Annotated in this window: 17 protein-coding genes; 9 read left to right on the top strand and 8 right to left on the bottom strand. The window is 32.4% G+C overall.

Annotated elements, in window-relative coordinates; all coding sequences use genetic code 11:
* Nucleotides 1-3: 3 nt before the first annotated feature.
* A complete protein-coding gene (locus HX088_RS01305) occupies nucleotides 4-1,065 on the bottom strand; it encodes an acyl-CoA reductase (RefSeq protein ID WP_286483017.1) in 1,062 nt (353 codons plus the stop codon).
* A gap of 62 nt (nucleotides 1,066-1,127) precedes the next feature.
* On the opposite strand from HX088_RS01305, the gene HX088_RS01310 reads away from it, so the two are divergent.
* Nucleotides 1,128-1,478 carry a 4Fe-4S dicluster domain-containing protein gene (locus HX088_RS01310; protein ID WP_171623537.1) on the top strand — a complete coding sequence of 117 codons (351 nt, stop codon included), beginning with the start codon at nucleotides 1,128-1,130 and terminating at the stop codon, nucleotides 1,476-1,478.
* Nucleotides 1,479-1,657: 179 nt separating this feature from the next.
* Here the strand turns inward: HX088_RS01310 and gldG are convergent, their stop codons facing one another.
* Genes gldG through HX088_RS01330 form a run of 4 tightly spaced genes read right to left on the bottom strand, consistent with a single transcriptional unit; the run spans nucleotide 1,658 to nucleotide 5,483 of the window.
* Entirely contained in the window at nucleotides 1,658-3,325 is a 1,668-nt protein-coding gene (gene gldG / locus HX088_RS01315) for a gliding motility-associated ABC transporter substrate-binding protein GldG (protein WP_286483018.1), read from the bottom strand.
* A 4-nt stretch (nucleotides 3,326-3,329) separates the two neighbouring features.
* Nucleotides 3,330-4,058 (bottom strand): ABC transporter permease subunit, encoded by a 729-nt coding sequence (locus HX088_RS01320; RefSeq protein ID WP_286483019.1) that lies wholly within the window; start codon nucleotides 4,056-4,058, stop codon nucleotides 3,330-3,332.
* 1 nt (nucleotide 4,059) lies between these two features.
* Entirely contained in the window at nucleotides 4,060-4,608 is a 549-nt protein-coding gene (locus tag HX088_RS01325) for a CopD family protein (protein WP_225542792.1), read from the bottom strand.
* Nucleotides 4,609-4,640: 32 nt separating this feature from the next.
* Nucleotides 4,641-5,483, bottom strand: a complete 843-nt coding sequence (locus HX088_RS01330; protein ID WP_171623541.1) for an SAM hydrolase/SAM-dependent halogenase family protein — start codon at nucleotides 5,481-5,483, stop codon at nucleotides 4,641-4,643.
* A 76-nt stretch (nucleotides 5,484-5,559) separates the two neighbouring features.
* On the opposite strand from HX088_RS01330, the gene HX088_RS01335 reads away from it, so the two are divergent.
* On the top strand, nucleotides 5,560-6,534 hold the full coding sequence (locus tag HX088_RS01335) for a PhoH family protein (protein WP_171623542.1): 975 nt from the start codon (nucleotides 5,560-5,562) through the stop codon (nucleotides 6,532-6,534).
* Nucleotides 6,535-6,605: 71 nt separating this feature from the next.
* On the opposite strand, the gene HX088_RS01340 is transcribed toward HX088_RS01335, so the two are convergent.
* Nucleotides 6,606-8,132, bottom strand: a complete 1,527-nt coding sequence (locus tag HX088_RS01340) for a YifB family Mg chelatase-like AAA ATPase (protein ID WP_286483024.1) — start codon at nucleotides 8,130-8,132, stop codon at nucleotides 6,606-6,608.
* 108 nt (nucleotides 8,133-8,240) lie between these two features.
* On the opposite strand from HX088_RS01340, the gene HX088_RS01345 reads away from it, so the two are divergent.
* The 7 genes from HX088_RS01345 to HX088_RS01375 all read left to right on the top strand — a co-directional run bounded on the left by HX088_RS01345 (nucleotide 8,241) and on the right by HX088_RS01375 (nucleotide 15,533).
* On the top strand, nucleotides 8,241-8,714 hold the full coding sequence (locus HX088_RS01345; RefSeq protein WP_171623544.1) for a cytidine deaminase: 474 nt from the start codon (nucleotides 8,241-8,243) through the stop codon (nucleotides 8,712-8,714).
* 56 nt (nucleotides 8,715-8,770) lie between these two features.
* Entirely contained in the window at nucleotides 8,771-9,775 is a 1,005-nt protein-coding gene (pdhA, locus tag HX088_RS01350; RefSeq protein ID WP_171623545.1) for a pyruvate dehydrogenase (acetyl-transferring) E1 component subunit alpha, read from the top strand.
* 5 nt (nucleotides 9,776-9,780) lie between these two features.
* Complete coding sequence (locus tag HX088_RS01355) at nucleotides 9,781-11,388, top strand: dihydrolipoamide acetyltransferase family protein (protein WP_286483027.1); 1,608 nt, start codon at nucleotides 9,781-9,783, stop codon at nucleotides 11,386-11,388.
* 98 nt (nucleotides 11,389-11,486) lie between these two features.
* Complete coding sequence (locus HX088_RS01360; protein ID WP_286483029.1) at nucleotides 11,487-12,428, top strand: YihY/virulence factor BrkB family protein; 942 nt, start codon at nucleotides 11,487-11,489, stop codon at nucleotides 12,426-12,428.
* Nucleotides 12,429-13,604: 1,176 nt separating this feature from the next.
* Entirely contained in the window at nucleotides 13,605-13,838 is a 234-nt protein-coding gene (locus HX088_RS01365) for a hypothetical protein (RefSeq protein WP_171622699.1), read from the top strand.
* A 70-nt stretch (nucleotides 13,839-13,908) separates the two neighbouring features.
* Entirely contained in the window at nucleotides 13,909-14,634 is a 726-nt protein-coding gene (locus HX088_RS01370; protein ID WP_171622698.1) for a hypothetical protein, read from the top strand.
* Between the two features lie 431 nt (nucleotides 14,635-15,065).
* Complete coding sequence (locus tag HX088_RS01375) at nucleotides 15,066-15,533, top strand: DUF6843 domain-containing protein (protein ID WP_284584132.1); 468 nt, start codon at nucleotides 15,066-15,068, stop codon at nucleotides 15,531-15,533.
* Nucleotides 15,534-15,742: 209 nt separating this feature from the next.
* Here the strand turns inward: HX088_RS01375 and HX088_RS01380 are convergent, their stop codons facing one another.
* On the bottom strand, nucleotides 15,743-16,843 hold the full coding sequence (locus HX088_RS01380) for an IS91 family transposase (RefSeq protein ID WP_284584081.1): 1,101 nt from the start codon (nucleotides 16,841-16,843) through the stop codon (nucleotides 15,743-15,745).
* On the bottom strand, nucleotides 16,822-17,727 hold the full coding sequence (locus HX088_RS01385; protein WP_284584079.1) for a tyrosine-type recombinase/integrase: 906 nt from the start codon (nucleotides 17,725-17,727) through the stop codon (nucleotides 16,822-16,824). The genes HX088_RS01380 and HX088_RS01385 overlap by 22 nt, the downstream gene beginning before the upstream one ends.
* Nucleotides 17,728-18,599: the final 872 nt, after the last annotated feature.

The following is an 18,599-nucleotide window of genomic DNA, read 5'->3' on the forward strand; positions in this document are numbered from 1 at the left end:
CATTTATAACTCAGCCAAAAACTTTAGTGTATCTATATTATCAGCGTAATCGGTTAATTTCGGGAATTGTGTTTGTCCAAAATCAACATAATTCGGATTGTCTTTCATATCATTTCCAACCACACATTGTATTTGATCTTCATTTTCTCTCAAAAAGTTTTTAACTTCATTTATGTCTTGATAAACTTCAAAATTTATCACAGCTATCGCAGAATGCAAAGAAGTATCTTTTTTCATCATAACAAAATTATTGTCCAAGAATTCATCTTTTCCTAATAAATAAATGGCACGATTATAATCGTAATTATTCGCATACTTCGGATGATTGATGATGTCGCCCCAATGTAAAATAGCTTCATAAACTCTATGCAATTGTGCTTCATCTTTTATATAAAGTTTGGTTACATTACGACAGCCTAAACCAAAATAGATGAACAAATCGTTTCCTAATTCTTTTAATTCTTCTTCCGTTTCTGTACCATTCAAAACCGCAACAGAAGTTCTGTTTTTACGAATAATGTTCGGTACTTTTCCAAAATATTGCTCAAAATAACGTGCTGTATTGTTACTACCTGTCGCAATAACTGCATCGAAATCGACTAAACGTTCAATTGGTTGAATAATTGATTTGAAATTTTCGTTTAACGAATGAAGAAATTTAATCACAAATTTCATTAATTTATCATCTTTCGAAGATGTTTTAATCAAGGCATTATTTCCAGATACAACAACAGAAAGCAAATCATGAAAACCGACCAAAGGTAAATTTCCTGCCATGATAATTCCAACATTTTTTGGCTTATCCGTAAAGGGATAATTTTTTGTCCAAGCCAATAAATGATCAGTCGTCAAAGCTTCAGCCCAACTTTTCAAGGCTAACATAATATTTTCTTTTGTAAACCAATTGTTGTAGGCTTCTGCATCGCTAATTGTATAGTCTATTTCTTCTTTCCATTTCCCGAATTTTTCTGTTAGTTCGTTGTCTTTAATCGAATCATTATTTATAATAAAATTAAAAAACTGTCCTAATTCGCTAAATGCTGAAATCCTTTGTTCAAATGTCATTTTTTCTGAAAATTAAATGTAATTTTGTATTTGCAAATGTAGGAAATAAAAAAACAGATACAATGGCTATAATTATTACAGATGAATGTATAAATTGTGGAGCTTGCGAACCAGAATGTCCAAATAATGCAATTTATGAAGCTGCGGTAGATTGGAAATATTCTGACGGAACTTCTCTAACAGGAACTATTGTAAACGTAGACGGTGTTACTTTTGATGCTGATGCGGTACAAGATCCTGTAAGTGATGAGGTTTATTACATCGTTCCCGATAAATGTACTGAATGTAAAGGTTTCCACGAAGAACCACAATGTGCAGCGGTTTGTCCTGTGGATTGTTGTGTGCCTGATGATAACCACGTAGAAAGCGAAGAACGTCTTTTGAGTAAAAAAGCGTTTATGCACTTAGAGTAAAATCGTCACAACTTTACATATAAAAACCTCAAGTTATAAGCTTGAGGTTTTTTTGTTTGTATTTTTTTTGGCAATCCCTTCGGGTCGGGCTTTACGTTGCAATCTTTTTCTAAAGAAAAAGGATTTCCACTACAATCCCTATTGCGAATTTTGCTAAACGTATACTACCTACAATATCATTATGAATATCTTCTTTTTCTAATAAAGTAACCAATTCCACCTAAAAGCGCAATAATAAAAGTCGGAACAATTAAATTAATCATTTGCCAAGTCGATTTCTCTTGTAAAACAGTTGTTTCACTCAACAACGGAATTTCTAATTTACGATTTCGTAAAGCCAAGAAATCAGCATCGCCTAAAAGGTAATCCATCGCATTCATCACAAAAGTTTGGTTGGCGTATGTTTTTGGCTTTCCATCTGGATTGTCTGGACGAACCGAAAATTTATTTTCTCCCAATTGCATTGGAATGCCTCTCCATAAAGCATTTTTTAAGACATCTCCATCCGAAATAACAATCATTTTTCCATCTGTTGCTTTTGGTTTAAAATTCGGGAATTCTTTGCGTTCGTATCGTGATGCATAAGCCGAATTAAAGTTTCCTTCTACTAAAACAGCCATCGGAATTTTACCCATTTTAAATTCTTCGGGATTTTCGATGTCTACTTCATTTAGTTCAATGTAATTTAATGCAGGTTTCAAACTCGATTGTTCAGAAGTACTTAATAATACAGTCTGTTTAATATTCGGATTTTTTAACAATTCGATTGGATTCGCAAATTGAAATAAAACAGGATCAATTGAACTTGTAATGGGATTTTCTTCACCTTTTATTCCCAATTCGAAATAAGGCCAATTGTAATAATTGTAACTTGTGTTTCCTGCTGTTTCACCATCTGCCAAAACAATTTGCGCACCATTCATGTCTTTGATTACCGCAGGATGAATACGTACACCATAATTAAACAAGAAATCACTCAATTTCAAATCTCTTGGAAAGGCAACTATTTTTCCACTTCGAAAAATAGAATCCATTTCGGCATCAACTGTTTCAACAGCCATCATCATTTTTCCTCCATTCATGATATATTGATCCAAAACCAATTTATCCATATCAGAAAAAGGTAATGTTGGTTTAGCAACAATCAAGGCATCAAAACGTTTCAAGCTATCCAAGTCAGATGGTTGAAATGAGAACGTTTTATTTACAATCGGATTTAGGTAGACTTCTACGTCGTATTTCTCCGATAAAGCAGTTCCTAAACCTTGAATATGAACTTCTGGTAATTCGTCGTGATGAACGATAAAACCAACTCGTTTGCGTTCGAAATTTGTTGCTTTCTGAATTTTTTCAGCAAATAAATATTCTAATTTTTCTGTTGAAGCTAAGGCTAATTGCTCAAATGGAGTAGAAGGATCGTTGATCAAAACCTCCATATAAGTAGAATGATCATCGTATGTTAATTTGGCATAAGGATAAACATTCAATACACCTTTGTCCGTTTTAATCGGAACAGGCGTTAATCTATTTTGTTCCAATTCCGTTTGACCTAAATCGATAGGATCAACAAAAGAATAGGTAATATTGCTGTTTTTTTCGCGAAGTTCGTCTAATAAAAATTGAATTTCGTTCTTCAAAATTCTGTAATCGCCTGTTAAATCTCCACCCAAAAGGATTTCAATTTTAAGCGGTTGTTTTACATTTTCTACTAATTTTTCGGTTGTAGAAGTTAAGGTAAAACGTTTGTCTTTCGTCATATCAATTCGTGTATAAACAAATTGAGCGATGACAAAAAGTGTGATTAATGCAACGAAAGTAATTAGATGTTGTTTGTTTAATTTTTTCATGGCACTATTTTTTATGTTCAAGATTAATAATTGAAATTTGATTTAGGATTCCAATTAAAATCAAAAAGTAAAGTAAATCTCGGGTGTCAATAATTCCTTTCAAGAATTGGTTGTAATGTGTAAAACTTCCAATTTTTTGAACATAAAAATCCATCGATCCAAGTAAATTATATGACGCTAAACTTTCGAATCCATAGAAAATGATGAAACAAAAGAAAACGGCTAAAACATACGCCATTACTTGATTTTTTGTGATTGATGAGGTGAATAAACCTATCGCAGCAAATAAACTTCCTATCAAGAAAAGCCCCAAATAACCAGCGTAAATAGTTCCGTAATCTAATTCTTGTTCAGGCATCAAAAACTCTTGTAACGTAATGGTGAACAAAAAAGTTGATAGTAAACAGAAAATAACAATTGAAACAACTGCTAAATATTTGCCCCAAATAATTTGATTGTTTTTTATAGGTAGTGTGAATAACCACAATAAAGTGCCGTTTGCGTGCTCTTCTGCAATTAGTTTCATCGTTAAGGCTGGAATCATAAATAAGAAAATCCAAGGCGCTATAAAAAAGAAACTACTTAATGAGGCATTTCCTGTATTAAAAACATTGAATTCGTTATCGAAAAACCAAAGAAATAATACCGAAACGATTACGAAAGTAGCGGTAGCTAAATAAGCAGTGAAGCCTAAATAAAAATTGGAAAATTCTTTTTTGAAGATTGTCCACATATTACTTTTTATTATTACGATTAATTAAACGCACAATAAGCATAAGTATTACACCAGAACCAAAGAAACTGATTATAGACCAATACCAATATTCTCCAAACATTGTTTTTTGAATAACGGCAAATACGATAGAAAACAGTAAAATTGTTGCGACTTCATTCATCATTCGTAATTGAACAGAAGTGTATTTGAAAATGTTGTTCTGAATTTGTTTCAATGTTCGCCAACACCAAAAATGGTAAATTAATAAAACACTCACCATTCCCAATTTACTTTTCATCCATGGCAAGTGTAGTAAGCCTTGATTCTTGTAAAGCATATTTAGTCCCATTGTCACCAAAATTATCAAAGCTGGAACTGTAATTACATTCCATAGTTTTTTTTCCATGAATGTATATTGATCCTGCAAAATAGATTTTTTCGGTTCTTCCATTTGTTGTGTTTCGGTATGATAAATCATCAAACGAACAACATAAAACAAACCAGCAAAGTAACTTACCACGAAGATAACGTGTATTGCTTTGTAAATAAAATAATTATAGGGTTCCATTTAATTTTCTAACTCTCTTAAATTTCTCTGCGTTAATTTTCAAATTCAATTGTAATTGTATCATTTTTCTTTAATCCCATTAATTGATTTGCTCCTCCCGAAATAGTTGGGTTACTTTTGTAAAGCGTAACTTCTAAGAAACCAGCCGAATTGAACAAACACAATGTACGACCAAAAGCTTGTACCTCTTTGTTGAAATCTTGTACCACTTCATGGTAATGCTCGTAAATGACCGTAATATCTGTCATCGAAAAATCTTTTTGACGTAATAAGATTTTGAATTTTCTATCTTGCGCCATTTCATCAAAAAACTCTTTCGAAATATTTGTCACAAGATTCCCAAAATGATCAATATAAATCACATTACCAATGATAAATTTATCATCGCGGTAAATAGGATTTAATTCGTTCAGTTGTTTCATTTCTGTTCGTTTATTCCCTAACAAAGCAGGAACACCACCGCGAGCCAAATGACAAGCAACAGGGACAAAACAGTTTTTCATTGGGAACAAACTATCAATTCCTTCAGGATAAGCTGTGATTTCGTAAATTTCTTCAGGTTGATTTTTTTGACAAATCAATGATAAAATTCCGTTATCTGCACAGATAAAATAATGATGATTTATCAAGGCGCAAATTGGTTTCTGAAAAGGTGTGCTTAATGCATTAATTCCAACAATATGAATGGTTCCTTCTGGGAATTCTTCGTAGGAATTACGAATGATGTAAGCTGCTTCAGCTAAATCGTATGGATTAACATGGTGTGAAATGTCTACAATTGTAACATCGGCCAATTCTTTTAGAATTGCGCCTTTAACGCTAGAAACAAAGTAGTCTTTGACTCCAAAATCCGATGTTAATGTAATAATTGCCACTATTCTGTAATAATTAGCAAATATATTGTTTATTATTCTTTATTTTTGTGTAAATGAACCAAAAAAACAATCTCATTTGACAGAAATTAACATAGAATTAGCGGAAATTAATGCGCAAGATTTTTATGGTGCTAATAATGAACATCTAAAAAGAATCAAAGAATATTATCCAAAACTGAAAATTGTTGCTCGCGGAAGAGAATTAACAGTCTTTGGAAATGAGGATGTTCTGAAAATTTTTGACCAAAAAATGCAACGAGTTATTCAGCATATTCACAAATATAATCGACTATCTGATCGTGAACTTGAAATTATCATGACCGAAGATAATAATGAAATGCTTCAAATGAAAAAAGAAGATGAAATCATTGTTCACGGTGTAAATGGTAAAATGATTAAACCTCAAACGCCTAATCAACACAAATTAGTGCAAACGGTTTATAATAAAGATATGGTATTTGCGATAGGTCCTGCCGGAACTGGAAAAACTTATACAGCAGTTGCCTTAGCTGTACAAGCGTTGAAGAATAAAGAAGTGAGACGAATTATCATGACACGTCCTGCAGTGGAAGCTGGTGAAAATTTAGGTTTTTTACCAGGCGACATGAAAGATAAGTTAGATCCATATTTACAACCATTGTATGATGCGTTAAAAGATATGATTCCGTTTGAGAAACTTTCTACTTACACCGAAAAAGGAGTGATAGAAGTTGCACCTTTGGCATTTATGCGTGGACGAACATTAGATGATGCTTTTGTAATTTTAGATGAAGCTCAGAATACAACTTATGCGCAGATGAAGATGTTTTTGACGCGTATGGGGAAAAATTCTAAGTTCATAATCACTGGAGATCCTGGTCAAGTTGATTTACCTCCAAAACAAAAATCTGGTTTACGTGAAGCGATTAATATATTGAAAGACGTAAAAGATATCGGTTTTATTTATTTAGATGATAAAGATGTTGTTCGACATAAAATTGTTCGTGAAGTCTTGAAAGCTTATAAAATAAGCGAAGACAAAGAACGCGAGAAAATAGATATCAAAAAGTAAATCAAAAAGCCAATTGTTTGCAAACGCAATTGGCTTTTTAATTTAATACATTCGTTTTTACTTACCGCTTCTTACATCCACTGATTTCGATCCAAACTTCGATATTGAATAGCTTCGCTGATATGTTTAGAAAGAATAGTTTCAGAATCGTCCAAATCTGCAATTGTTCGCCCAACTCTAATAATTCGATCATAGGCACGAGCAGAAAGATTTAATTTTTCCATCACCACTTTGATTAAATTTTTGGAATGTTCGTCCAACTCACAAAAAGCATCTAATTCTTTTGGTCCCATTTGCGAATTGTAATGAGTTTTTGAATTTATAAATCGTTTGGTCTGAATTTTTCGTGCATTAATCACACGATTTCGAATTGTAGCACTCTTTTCTCCACGTCGTTCTTGTGATAAATCATCAAATGGAACAGGATTAACTTCGATATGTAAATCGATTCGATCCAATAAAGGGCCAGAAATTTTGTTCATATAACGTTGCATTTCTGTTAGTGTTGAGGTGTTATTCGGATCATCCATGAAATAACCACTTGGGCTGGGATTCATCGAAGCGATTAACATAAAACTTGCAGGATAATTCACGGTGAATTTTGCTCTCGAAATAGTTACTTCTCGATCTTCTAAGGGTTGTCGCATAACCTCTAAAACTGTACGTTTAAACTCAGGTAATTCATCCAAACATAAAACCCCGTTATGTGCCAAAGAAATTTCTCCGGGTTGAGGATAAGATCCTCCTCCAACCAAAGCTACGTCAGATATAGAATGGTGTGGAGATGAGAATGGGCGACTTACAATCAACGATTTGTTGGATAATTTTCCAGCTACGCTATGAATTTTGGTCGTTTCCAATGCTTCGTTAATTGTCATCGGTGGAAGAATCGAAGCAATACGTTTTGCTAACATTGTTTTTCCACTTCCAGGAGGTCCAATCAAAATAATATTATGACCACCAGCTGCGGCAATTTCCATGGCGCGTTTTACATTTTCTTGTCCTTTTACATCTGCAAAATCAAACGGATAATTTTCAATTTCATGAAAAAAAGCTGCGTTCAAATCAACTTGATGAGGTTGCAATTCGATCTCGTGATTGAAAAAGTGAACAACTTCCTGTATATTTTCAATGGCATAAACATGAATGCCTTCTACGACAGCTGCTTCATCGGCATTTTGTTTGGGTAAAATAATTCCGTCAAAACCTTCCTCTTTTGCTTGTATTGCAATCGGTAAAGCACCTTTTATAGGACGCAAAGAACCGTCAAGAGAAAGTTCTCCCATCATAATGTAGTTTCCAACTTCTTCAGATTTTATTTGTTCCGATGCAGCTAAAATTCCAATTGCAATAGGTAAATCATAAGCAGAACCTTCTTTCTGTAAATCGGCAGGAGCCATGTTAATGGTGATTTTTTTTCCAGGTAACTTTAAGTTACAATTTTTTAATGCTGCATTAATTCTAAAATTACTTTCTTTGATTGCACTATCGGGTAGACCGACCAGATGATAACCAACACCTTGATCGATATTTACTTCGACAATAATGGTTTGAGCGGAAACACCGAAAATAGCACTTGCAAAAATTTTTACCAACATATCTTATTTTTTTATAAATTTACTTCCTTTTTCTAATTAATAAAATAGATAAAAGGACTTAAGTATTTAATAATTAATTAAATGAAAACACTTTAGTGTTTAATCTATATGAAAAAAGAAAAATATTCTTTTGAATTTGATCGATTCGAAAATAAAAATGAGCTTGAGGCTGAACAAAAAAAAGTAGTTGATCAAGCTTTAGAAATCTCTCATCAAGCCTATGCACCTTACTCTAATTTTAAAGTTGGTGCCGCGGTTCAATTAGAAAATGGAGAAATTTTTTCGAGTTCAAACCAAGAAAATGCTTCTTACCCTGTTGGTGCTTGTGCTGAAAGAGGTTTGTTGGCTTATGTAAATGCAAACTTCCCTAATATTAAAATAGAAAAATTAGCCGTTTCTACACCAAATGTCAACTATCCATTACCGCCCTGTGGAATGTGTCGTCAGTATATTTTAGAAATCGAAAAGAAACAAGCGCAACCAATCGAATTAATCTTATCCGGAAACGAAGGTGAAGTTTTAGTGGTTAATTCTGCTAAAGATTTGCTCCCATTGCATTTTACAGATGAATTTTTAGGGTAGCAATTTTGCACACTAAATAGATTAGTTTAAATTTGTTCCAACGGAATTGTGCAATTATGGAAAAATTAACGCAAGAAACGTACCTACAATGGTATCGTGATATGACTTTTTGGCGTCGCTTCGAAGATAAGTGTCGTTCATTATATTTAAAACAAAAAATTAGAGGTTTCTTACATTTATACAATGGACAAGAAGCTTTACCAGCTGGTTTTATTCATGCAATGAAGCCTGGTGTAGATCATGTGATTACAGCGTATCGTTGCCACGTTTGGCCAATGGCTTTGGGAGTAGATCCTAAGCGTATCTTAGCCGAATTATGTGGAAAAGAAACAGGAACATCTCATGGTTTAGGAGGTTCTATGCACGTTTTCAGTAAAGAACATAATTTTTATGGTGGACACGGAATCGTAGGTGGACAGATTCCATTAGGAGCAGGTATTGCTTTTGGTGATAAATTCTTCAACCGCGATGGTGTAACAATTTGTTTGATGGGAGATGGTGCAACTCGTCAAGGAACATTACATGAAACATTTAACATGGCGATGAACTGGAAATTACCAGTAGTTTTTGTGTGTGAAAACAATCAATACGCGATGGGTACTTCTGTTTCTCGTACAGCTAACCACGAAGATATTTGGAAATTAGGTTTAGGTTATGAAATGCCTTGTATGCCTGTAGATGGTATGGATCCTGTAAAAGTTGCGGAAGCTGCTTACGAAGCGATTGAAAGAGCGCGTCGTGGTGATGGACCAACTTTCTTAGATGTTCGTACATATCGTTATAGAGGTCACTCAATGTCAGATGCAGAACCGTATCGTACAAAAGAGGAGGTGGAAGAATACAAACAAGAAGATCCAATCTTGAATGTAGAAAATCATATCTTAGTGAACAATTGGGCAACGAAAGAACAATTGGATGCAATTGTTGATGAAGTAAAAGTTTTAGTAGAAGAATGTGCAGAGTTTGCAGAAAAATCTGACTATCCTCAAGAAAACGTAATGTATGATTATATCTATTCTGAAGAAAATTATCCATTTTTAGATAAAATCGAAAACAACTAAAAACCATGGCAGAAATTATTACAATGCCTCGCTTAAGCGATACAATGGAGGAAGGAACTGTTGTAAAGTGGCACAAAAATGTAGGAGATAAAGTAGCTGAGGGAGACATCTTAGCAGAAATCGAAACAGATAAAGCAATCCAAGAATTCGAATCTGAATTTGATGGAGTACTATTATATCAAGGAATAGCAGAAGGTGTTTCAACAAAAGTTGATGAAATCTTGACTATTATTGGTCAAGAAGGAGAAGATATTTCAGGTTTAATTGCTGCTGGGAATTCTACAAATGAAAATAAAGTGGAAAAAGAAGAAATTAAAGAATCTCCCAGTTCTGAAAAATCAACCGTTCAACCTACTGCAGCAATTCCTGAAAATGTTGAAGTAATTACAATGCCTCGTTTATCGGATACGATGGAAGAGGGGACTGTAGTTGTTTGGCACAAAAATGTAGGAGATACAGTTGCTGAAGGAGATATTCTTGCAGAAATTGAGACTGATAAAGCAGTACAAGAATTCGAATCTGAATTTGACGGTGTTTTATTGTATCAAGGTGCGAAAGTAAACGAACCAGCTCCAGTGGATACGGTTTTAGCAATTATTGGTGAAGCAGGTACTGATGTTTCTGCTATTGTAGCAAATGGTGGTAAAAATGCAGCTCCTACTACTGAAATTGTAGAAGAAGATGAAAAACCAGTTGTTGTACAGTTGGATGTAAACAATAAAGTAGAAGAGACAACTTCTTCTGATAGAATTTTTGCATCTCCATTGGCAAAAACAATTGCAAAAGATAAAGGAATTAATTTAGCTGAGGTAAAAGGTTCTGGAGATAATGGACGTATCGTGAAAAAGGATATCGAAAATTATCAACCATCCGCACAACCAAAAGCTGAACCAAAATTTGAAGTAGTCAAACCTGCTCAAGCTTTTGTTTCTGGCGAAGATAAAGTGATTCCAAATTCTCAAATGAGAAAAGTAATTGCAAAACGTTTAGCAGAATCTAAATTTACAGCTCCTCATTATTACTTAAATATTGAGTTAGATATGGATAATGCAATTGCTGCGCGCAAACAATTAAACTCGGTGCCTGATACGAAAATTTCATTCAACGATATGATTGTGAAAGCATGCGCAATGGCTTTACGCAAACATCCAGCGGTTAATTCAACTTGGACAGATACAGAAATTATTCAGCATGGAGACATCAATATCGGTGTGGCAGTTGCGGTAGAAGATGGTTTATTAGTACCTGTTGTTAAAAATACAGATCAAAAATCATTTGCTCAAATTTCTGCTGAGGTCAAAGATTATGCAGGTCGTGCAAGAGATCGCAAATTAAAAGCAGATGAAATGGAAAAATCTACATTCTCTGTTTCAAACTTAGGTATGTTCGGAATCGAATCATTTACTTCGATTATCAATCAACCTAACTCTTGTATTTTATCTGTTGGTGCAATCATCGAAAAACCAGTTGTAAAAGACGGTCAAATAGTCGTTGGTAATACCATGAAATTATCTTTAGCTTGCGATCACCGAACAGTGGACGGAGCAACAGGAGCTCAATTCTTACAAACATTAAGAATGTATATCGAGAACCCTGTAACTATGTTAGTGTAATCATTATATTTATTATATGTATAAAAGACCATTCATCGAATGGTCTTTTTTTTGCAGTCACTTTTCTAATTTGTATCTTTATTTTTTAAAATCATTGGATGAAGCAACTCATATTTTACTTCAATATCATAAAGCAAACGATTATCGAATTTGGTGAAGATCGAATAATGAAACTTAGTGCATCACTTACTTATTATGCTTTATTTTCGCTTTCTCCTCTTATATTGATTGTCATTTCGAGTGCAAGTTTATTTTTTAAAAAAGATGCCATCGAAAACAGAATGTATTATGAATTAAAAAATATTGTTGGTCCAGATGTAGCCTTAGCTGTTCAAAACTTTGTGGCGAACTCTACTATTTCAGGCGATAGTTCACTGGCTTTATATATAGGTATCGGAATTTTAGTCTTTGGTTCTACCACTATGTTTACCGATATGCAAGATAGTCTCAATCTTATTTGGCGTGTCGAGGCGGTTCCTCGTCGAGCGTGGATCAAACTTGCAATCAATCGCGGACTATCTTTTATGATCATTCTTTCTTTAGGTATCGTGTTAATTGGTACTGTTATTCTCAATAGTGTTTTGGTGTCGTTTGGTGAAGAAATCTTCAGTCTTTTCGAGCTCGATGCAATAATGACCAAGACAACCGTTATTCTTCTTAATAATACGTTGAGTATTTCGATTTCAATTTTGATTTTCTACATCCTTTTCAAAATTCTACCAGACGCACGTATCAAAGCAAAACCAGCTTTTGTTGGAGCAGTATTCACAGCTATTTTATTTTTTATCGCAAAATACCTAATCGGAATTTACATCGCCAATTCCAAATATTCTTCCATTTTTGGCTCAGCAGGTTCACTTGTTATTCTGTTATTGTGGATTTATTACGTGGCAACCATCCTATATTTTGGAGCGAAATTCACAAAAGTTTTCGCTGAAGCCAAAGGTTACCCAATCATTCCGAAGAAAAATGCTAAACTTAGAAAAGTATCGTTTATTGATCATCAACTTGATAAAAAAGATTATGAAAGTATAGATTAGTGACTAATTTATTTCGCTTTGCGAAACCTTTCCCGAGTTCATAACCCAAAAGTAGCCGCTGCCCATTTGCTTGATTCAGCAAATCGTCACCGCCTAATCATGGCTTGTTGTGAAAATGCAAACCTCGCGCGCAATGAATTTCCTTTTTTTAAAACTATAAACCGACAATAAAATTAAAACTCTTGAAAACCACTTTTAATTTTCGTCATTTCGATTAATAAGAGAATATTATCATTAATTCAACTCCTTTATAATGGGTTGTTAGCCCGAATTTCTATTTGAATTTTTGATAAGATGTGTTTAAGTCTGAATCGAACTATAAGTTTTTAATTTTGAGTGATAATAGTGTACTTAAACACATTCTCTTTTTGTATCAATTTAAGAATTTCAAATCTAAAGGAGTGAAAATCTATTATTTTTGTATCGAGAATTTAGACGAATTTCCATCAACCTTCAACCGTCCAAAAAAAGTATTGTATACACTCTACTGCCTCTCTACTGCCACTATGTTGCCTTCATCTTGCCTTTATCCTGCCTTCATCCTGCCTTTAAGTGGGGAGTAAGCTGCAAGTACGAATTGAGGATATAGCTGATTTTCACAAAACTTAAATCAAAATTATGACTAAAAATATTAGTTCTATTTTTAAGTAGCGTAGGGTATTTTACTTTCATTTCAATATTGACTGGAACTCAAGGTTGGAAAAATATGTTTGATAGTCTAAAAAATATAAAAGAAAATTCACTCGATTTTTATATGTTTTTATGGCCAATTATAATTTCAGGAATACTCTTATTTGTTAACGTAAAACTTTATTTGAATTTAAAATCACACAAAAAAAATCCACAAACAATTCTAAATACGCAATTAATTATTGTGTTTAATTTATTCATTTTCAACAAGTAATGTTTGTTTTAACTTTTCATTTGGTTCTTATAGAAAGTTGCGTATATTTGAGAGTTGGTTGCAATTTTTAACAGCATGACGTTGAAGAATTACGGTTTATTTAAATAGTTTTGAAGAACATTTTACAAATTTCTCAAATATAGCCACTCACTACTAAAGAGATTATATCGTATTTTGTAAACAAATTGATTTATTAAATTATTACCAATATGGGAAATAACCCAACCTACTGCAGGAAGCAGATTAATTAATTTAACACTAAAAAAAATTACATGAAAAAATTAGTTTTTACATTAGGTTTTATGCTAATTGGAACACTTGCTTTTGCTTCAAATGAAAAGATTGAAGAACCCAAAACAATTATTCAAAAAGAAAATTGTGAAGAAAAAAGATCTTTAACAATACAAGTATTTGAAGAGGCTAACTTAGGATTATCTTCAGATGAGTTAATTGAACTTGGAGACGCTATGTACAATATTTGTACATTTAACAATATGAATAGATAATCATTATTTTTTTTATTTTGATCCTTTAATAATTAAAGGATCAAAATAAATATTAATTATAATTTATAATATGAAAACAATTAAAATTTTAATATTATTATTATTTACTTATAATCTATTTGCTCAAGAAAAAGCTAATACATTTATATATAAATTTTATAATGCTTATGACTCTGAAAAAATCACCGCATTAAGTAAAAAAGGAATTTCGGTAAAATTCGACGATTCAATAACATATATACTTGAACAAAATGATTCAATAGGAACTTTTAAAGCCGAGTCTAAATTAAATAATTCACAAGGTACTAGCTTCGATTTAACAGAAGTATTTATAAAATCTCAAGGTGATTTTTTTTATGATTACAAAAATAACATTACATTAAACAGTAAAAGAGATTATGTAATTAAAATTGATGAAAATGATTTTACTTGGGAGATTATTGAAGACAATATTTCTTGTTTGGAACGTATATGTAAAAAAGCTAAATTTACAAAAATAGAAAAAGGAGTAACAAAAGACAGAGAATATACAATTGAAGTTTTATATGATGACAGTTATTCAAAAAATATATTACCGTTTGGACTTTTAGGTTTAAAAGGATTAATTGTTAAAATTAACTTTAATGGTAATCAAGAAGTTATCCTAGAAGAAATGAAATATAATAAAAATATCAAAATAAAACCTTTCAAGGATAAAAGAAAAATAATTACTCAAAGAGAGTATAATGAAATTTTAAACAATAAAATGCTGGAAATGAAAGATAGACTAAATTTAAAAGTTGTAATTCCTAGTTAAAAAAACTGCTACCAACATAGTATTTGCGAAAAACGGGCTGAAAGTAAACTTTCATCCCTTCTTTTTCCGTTCGCAAAATTGCTTTTACAATAACAATCAGTTAATTTCGTTATAACAAAGCAATTTGCTTGAACGTACGAACTTGAACTATCGTTCAAATTCTCACCGTTCTTCGCAAATCCTAAAAACGTTACCTGCAATATTTCCCAAAAATCGTGATAAAAAATAAAGCTTTAAAAATAGTAGGAATAGCCTTCATAATTATAGGATGTTTATCTATAACCCTATCTCCATACACGCTATTATTCTATTATTTACCTTTAATTATATTTTGTATTGGACTTTTGATTTTATGGCTTTCAAAAGGTAAAATTAGAAATAAAATTATATGGACGTTATCTCCATTTTTATTCTTTTTTTGTTTCAATTTTATGTGGAAATTATCAAACACTTGTGAACCTGAAACATTTTTAATTCCAAATAATTATAAAGGTGAAGTTCGAATAATTTTTAATCAAAAATGTGGAGAAAAAACAGAATATGAAGACAAAAATAGAGTTTATCATATTCCTAATGACGGAATTTTACTAACTCAATTCGAGGATGAACAAGGTTTTATAAATCAAAAATTTTTTATTGTTGAAAATGGAAAAAGAAAAGAAGTTCAACAACTGATGGTTCAAGATTTTAATGAAGAATGGACGTTAGAAAAAAATCCTAATGAACCACCAAGAAATAAAATTGCTATTTTTCACGCAGGTAGGACATATTCTGACGGAAGTTCATCTTTCTATATTTGTACATATAACGAATTAAAAGATTTTGAATTTAAATACGAAACCAAAAGAGATTCTTTAATTGAAAATAAAGTAAATAAAATAAACAAATACTGCAGGTAATAACTAAGCTTTCGTCTTGCCCGGAGGGCATGAGATGGAAGCCTGTTGAACGGAACCGGAGTTAGCTTTTAATTCTTATGGAGTTATCGAAGTTTAGTTTTAAGATATACAAGCAGTATTTTATATGATTACTGCTTTTTTTGTGCTTCCTTAGACTGTGAAGTACTAAAAACTTTAATTTTCAGGCATAAAATCCCTTACCCATTAAGTTAATTAACAGGGGAATTTACTTCTGATTTAAAAAGATAAGTTTTTGGTGGACCTCGATCTCGAAAGAGTGCTAATGTTACTAAATTGCCTTCTTTACAGCAATAACAAAGGCGATGTTTTGTTTTTATTTTTGATTCTTTTCGTTTGACTTTTAATTGTTTTTGTAAGTCTTGTAATTTTCCTCTTTTCCAACTGCTGCTTAAAATTCCATAATGTCTTATTCGAACAAAACGTTTGGGTAAAATGTGTAGACTAAAACGACGAATAAATTCGTGATTTGGTAACAGCATTTCCTTATTTTGACCATTGCTGCTATAATCTTTGTACCGAAAATTAACTTCTGTTGCAGTAACCTCTTTGATACGATGGTTACTAATAGCTACCTTGTGTGTGTATCGTCCTAAATATTCGATCACTTGTTTTGGTCCTCCAAATGGACGTTTGGCATATACCACCCAATTTGATTTAAATAAAGAATCAAATAATTGAATATCTCCCAACTTTTCTTTACGCAAAAAAGCTACATACTTTGCTCTAAATACCTTACTTAATGCCTTAACTGAGAAAAGATATTTATCCGATTTAATCTTTCGTTTCCATTTTTTATTAGCCTGAATTCCCCCTCCCGTCACGATACAATGCAAGTGAGGATGAAGGCTTAAGTTTTGTCCCCATGTATGTAATATTGCAATCATCCCAAGCTGTAAACCTTCCGTTTGAGCAAACGTGGACATTGTACTCCAAGCTGCATCAAAAAGGATTTTATATACTTTCCGAGGTTCTTTGATTGCTAAATCATTCAGTTGATTAGGTAACGTAAAAACTAAATGATAGTAACTACAAGGTAATAAATCTTGTTCTCGAGCATTTATCCATTCTTCTCGTTTGTGACCTTGACATTTAGGACAATGCCTATTACGACAACTATTGTAGCTAATGTGTAAACTTCCACAATCTTCACATGCATCTACATGACCTCCTAAAGCAGCGGTTCTACAAAGCGATAAAGCTCGCAATGTTTTTTCTTGATGTATTGTAAAGTTTTGACTGGATAAATCTAGTGTTCGAAGCACATCAGCTACTTCCCATTTCGACGACATAATTCAAAAACAGTATCTAAAGGGCTATGTACTTTTTTATTCTCTAACTGACAAACATGTAAATAAACCATCGTACTCTCGATTGTACTGTGTCCCAATAATCGTTGAACCAATAGTATATTGACACCATCCTCTAATAAATGTGTAGCATAACTATGACGTAAAGTATGCGTGTGGACATCTTTATAAATACCCGCTTTCTTACAAATCGATTTTATAACCCATTGAACGCCTCGTTGGCTATAGCCAGTGTTTAAATCTTTTTGATTAAACGAATTTCCTGTAAATAAATAAGTCGTAGGATGTTCAACTGAAATATATGTTTTTAAGCCACGAATGATATGATCAGACAACGGAACATAACGGTCTTTTTTACCTTTACTTTGAACAATATGAAGCAGTTTACGATCAAAATCTAAATGTTTTAATTCAATTCTTCTTACCTCCATACAACGAAGTCCACAACTGTAAATTAAACCAATAAGTAAACGATGTTTTAATAAATCAGAACTTTGTAACATTCGCCAAATCTCTTCTCGGCTTAAAATAACAGGTAATTTTTTCTGTTTTGAAATAGAGGGAAGTGCGAGATAATCATAAGGTAAACCTTCTGTTTTTAAGAGAAAACGTAAGCCATAAACCGTGTGTTTAAAATAAGATTGCGAAGGTGTTACAGAACGTTGTTGAAGTTCGTATAAATAATCTTTTACTTGTTCAGGATTAAGATCTGTTGGTAAACAACCAAAATGTAAAGCGGTGGAGGCTATATGACGAGCATAATTATTTAACGTACTTTGACTCCGTCCTAAAATAGAAATATTACGCTCTAAGCGTTGTAAGAGTGAGGAAAATCCTGTAATTTCACGACAAGCACGATTTAACAAGGTCGAGTTTAATTTCTCAGGAGATTTTTTTTAGTAACCATAATTTTGAATTTTTCAATATCCTAAATATATGTTTTATAATGGAAAAGCTACCGGAGGTTTAGTTCAACAAGGGTAACTGTTGCACAACTCCAATTTTTATTTCACTTAGACAAAAAACAAAGAATTGAGCTACATTGGAAACGATGAATAAAAAACTACCACTAACAACTAATCTTCCTTCTTGCCCGAAGGGCAGAAAGTAAAACCTGTTGAGGAACCTTTAATTAGAACTACCATATACTATATAGCTAAAGTTTAGCTCGACTTTATTATATAATGACAGAATTTAATTTCCCAGAGCTACTAATTATAAAGCGAAACATCTACTCATTTTCTGTAGTAAAAACGATGTTTTCGAGTCAGAAATCTACTATCTAGTTTCTCAAATCTAAAAATCTCAAAAAATATTTCCCGTCATAACAGTCAGTTAGGGATAGAAAGTAAAATAAATGTAAAATGCGTTTGGAAGTTCGGAAAAATGGGTTGTATATTTGCAATCCCAATACGAAAGACGAGTAGTATTGTAGTTGACATAAAGTAAAACAAACGACAAAAATTTTTAAAAATAAATTTTGTTGATTTAAGAAATAAGTTTTACCTTTGCAACCGCAAATCAAGAGAGTGATTTTGCTGCGAAGTAAATTGACTTATTGAAATAAAAACTTTAAAATTTTTTAAAATAAAATTTGTTCGTTTAAAAATAAGTTTTACCTTTGCAACCGCTTACAGAGACAGCGATGTTTTGTAAGTTAGAAACTGAGAAGTTCATTTGAAATTATAATATATACAGAAGAAAAAATAAGCCGAATAATAACGAAGTCAATCCTTGA

This window comes from Empedobacter sp. 225-1 (assembly GCF_030328185.1).
Taxonomy (GTDB): domain Bacteria; phylum Bacteroidota; class Bacteroidia; order Flavobacteriales; family Weeksellaceae; genus Empedobacter; species Empedobacter stercoris.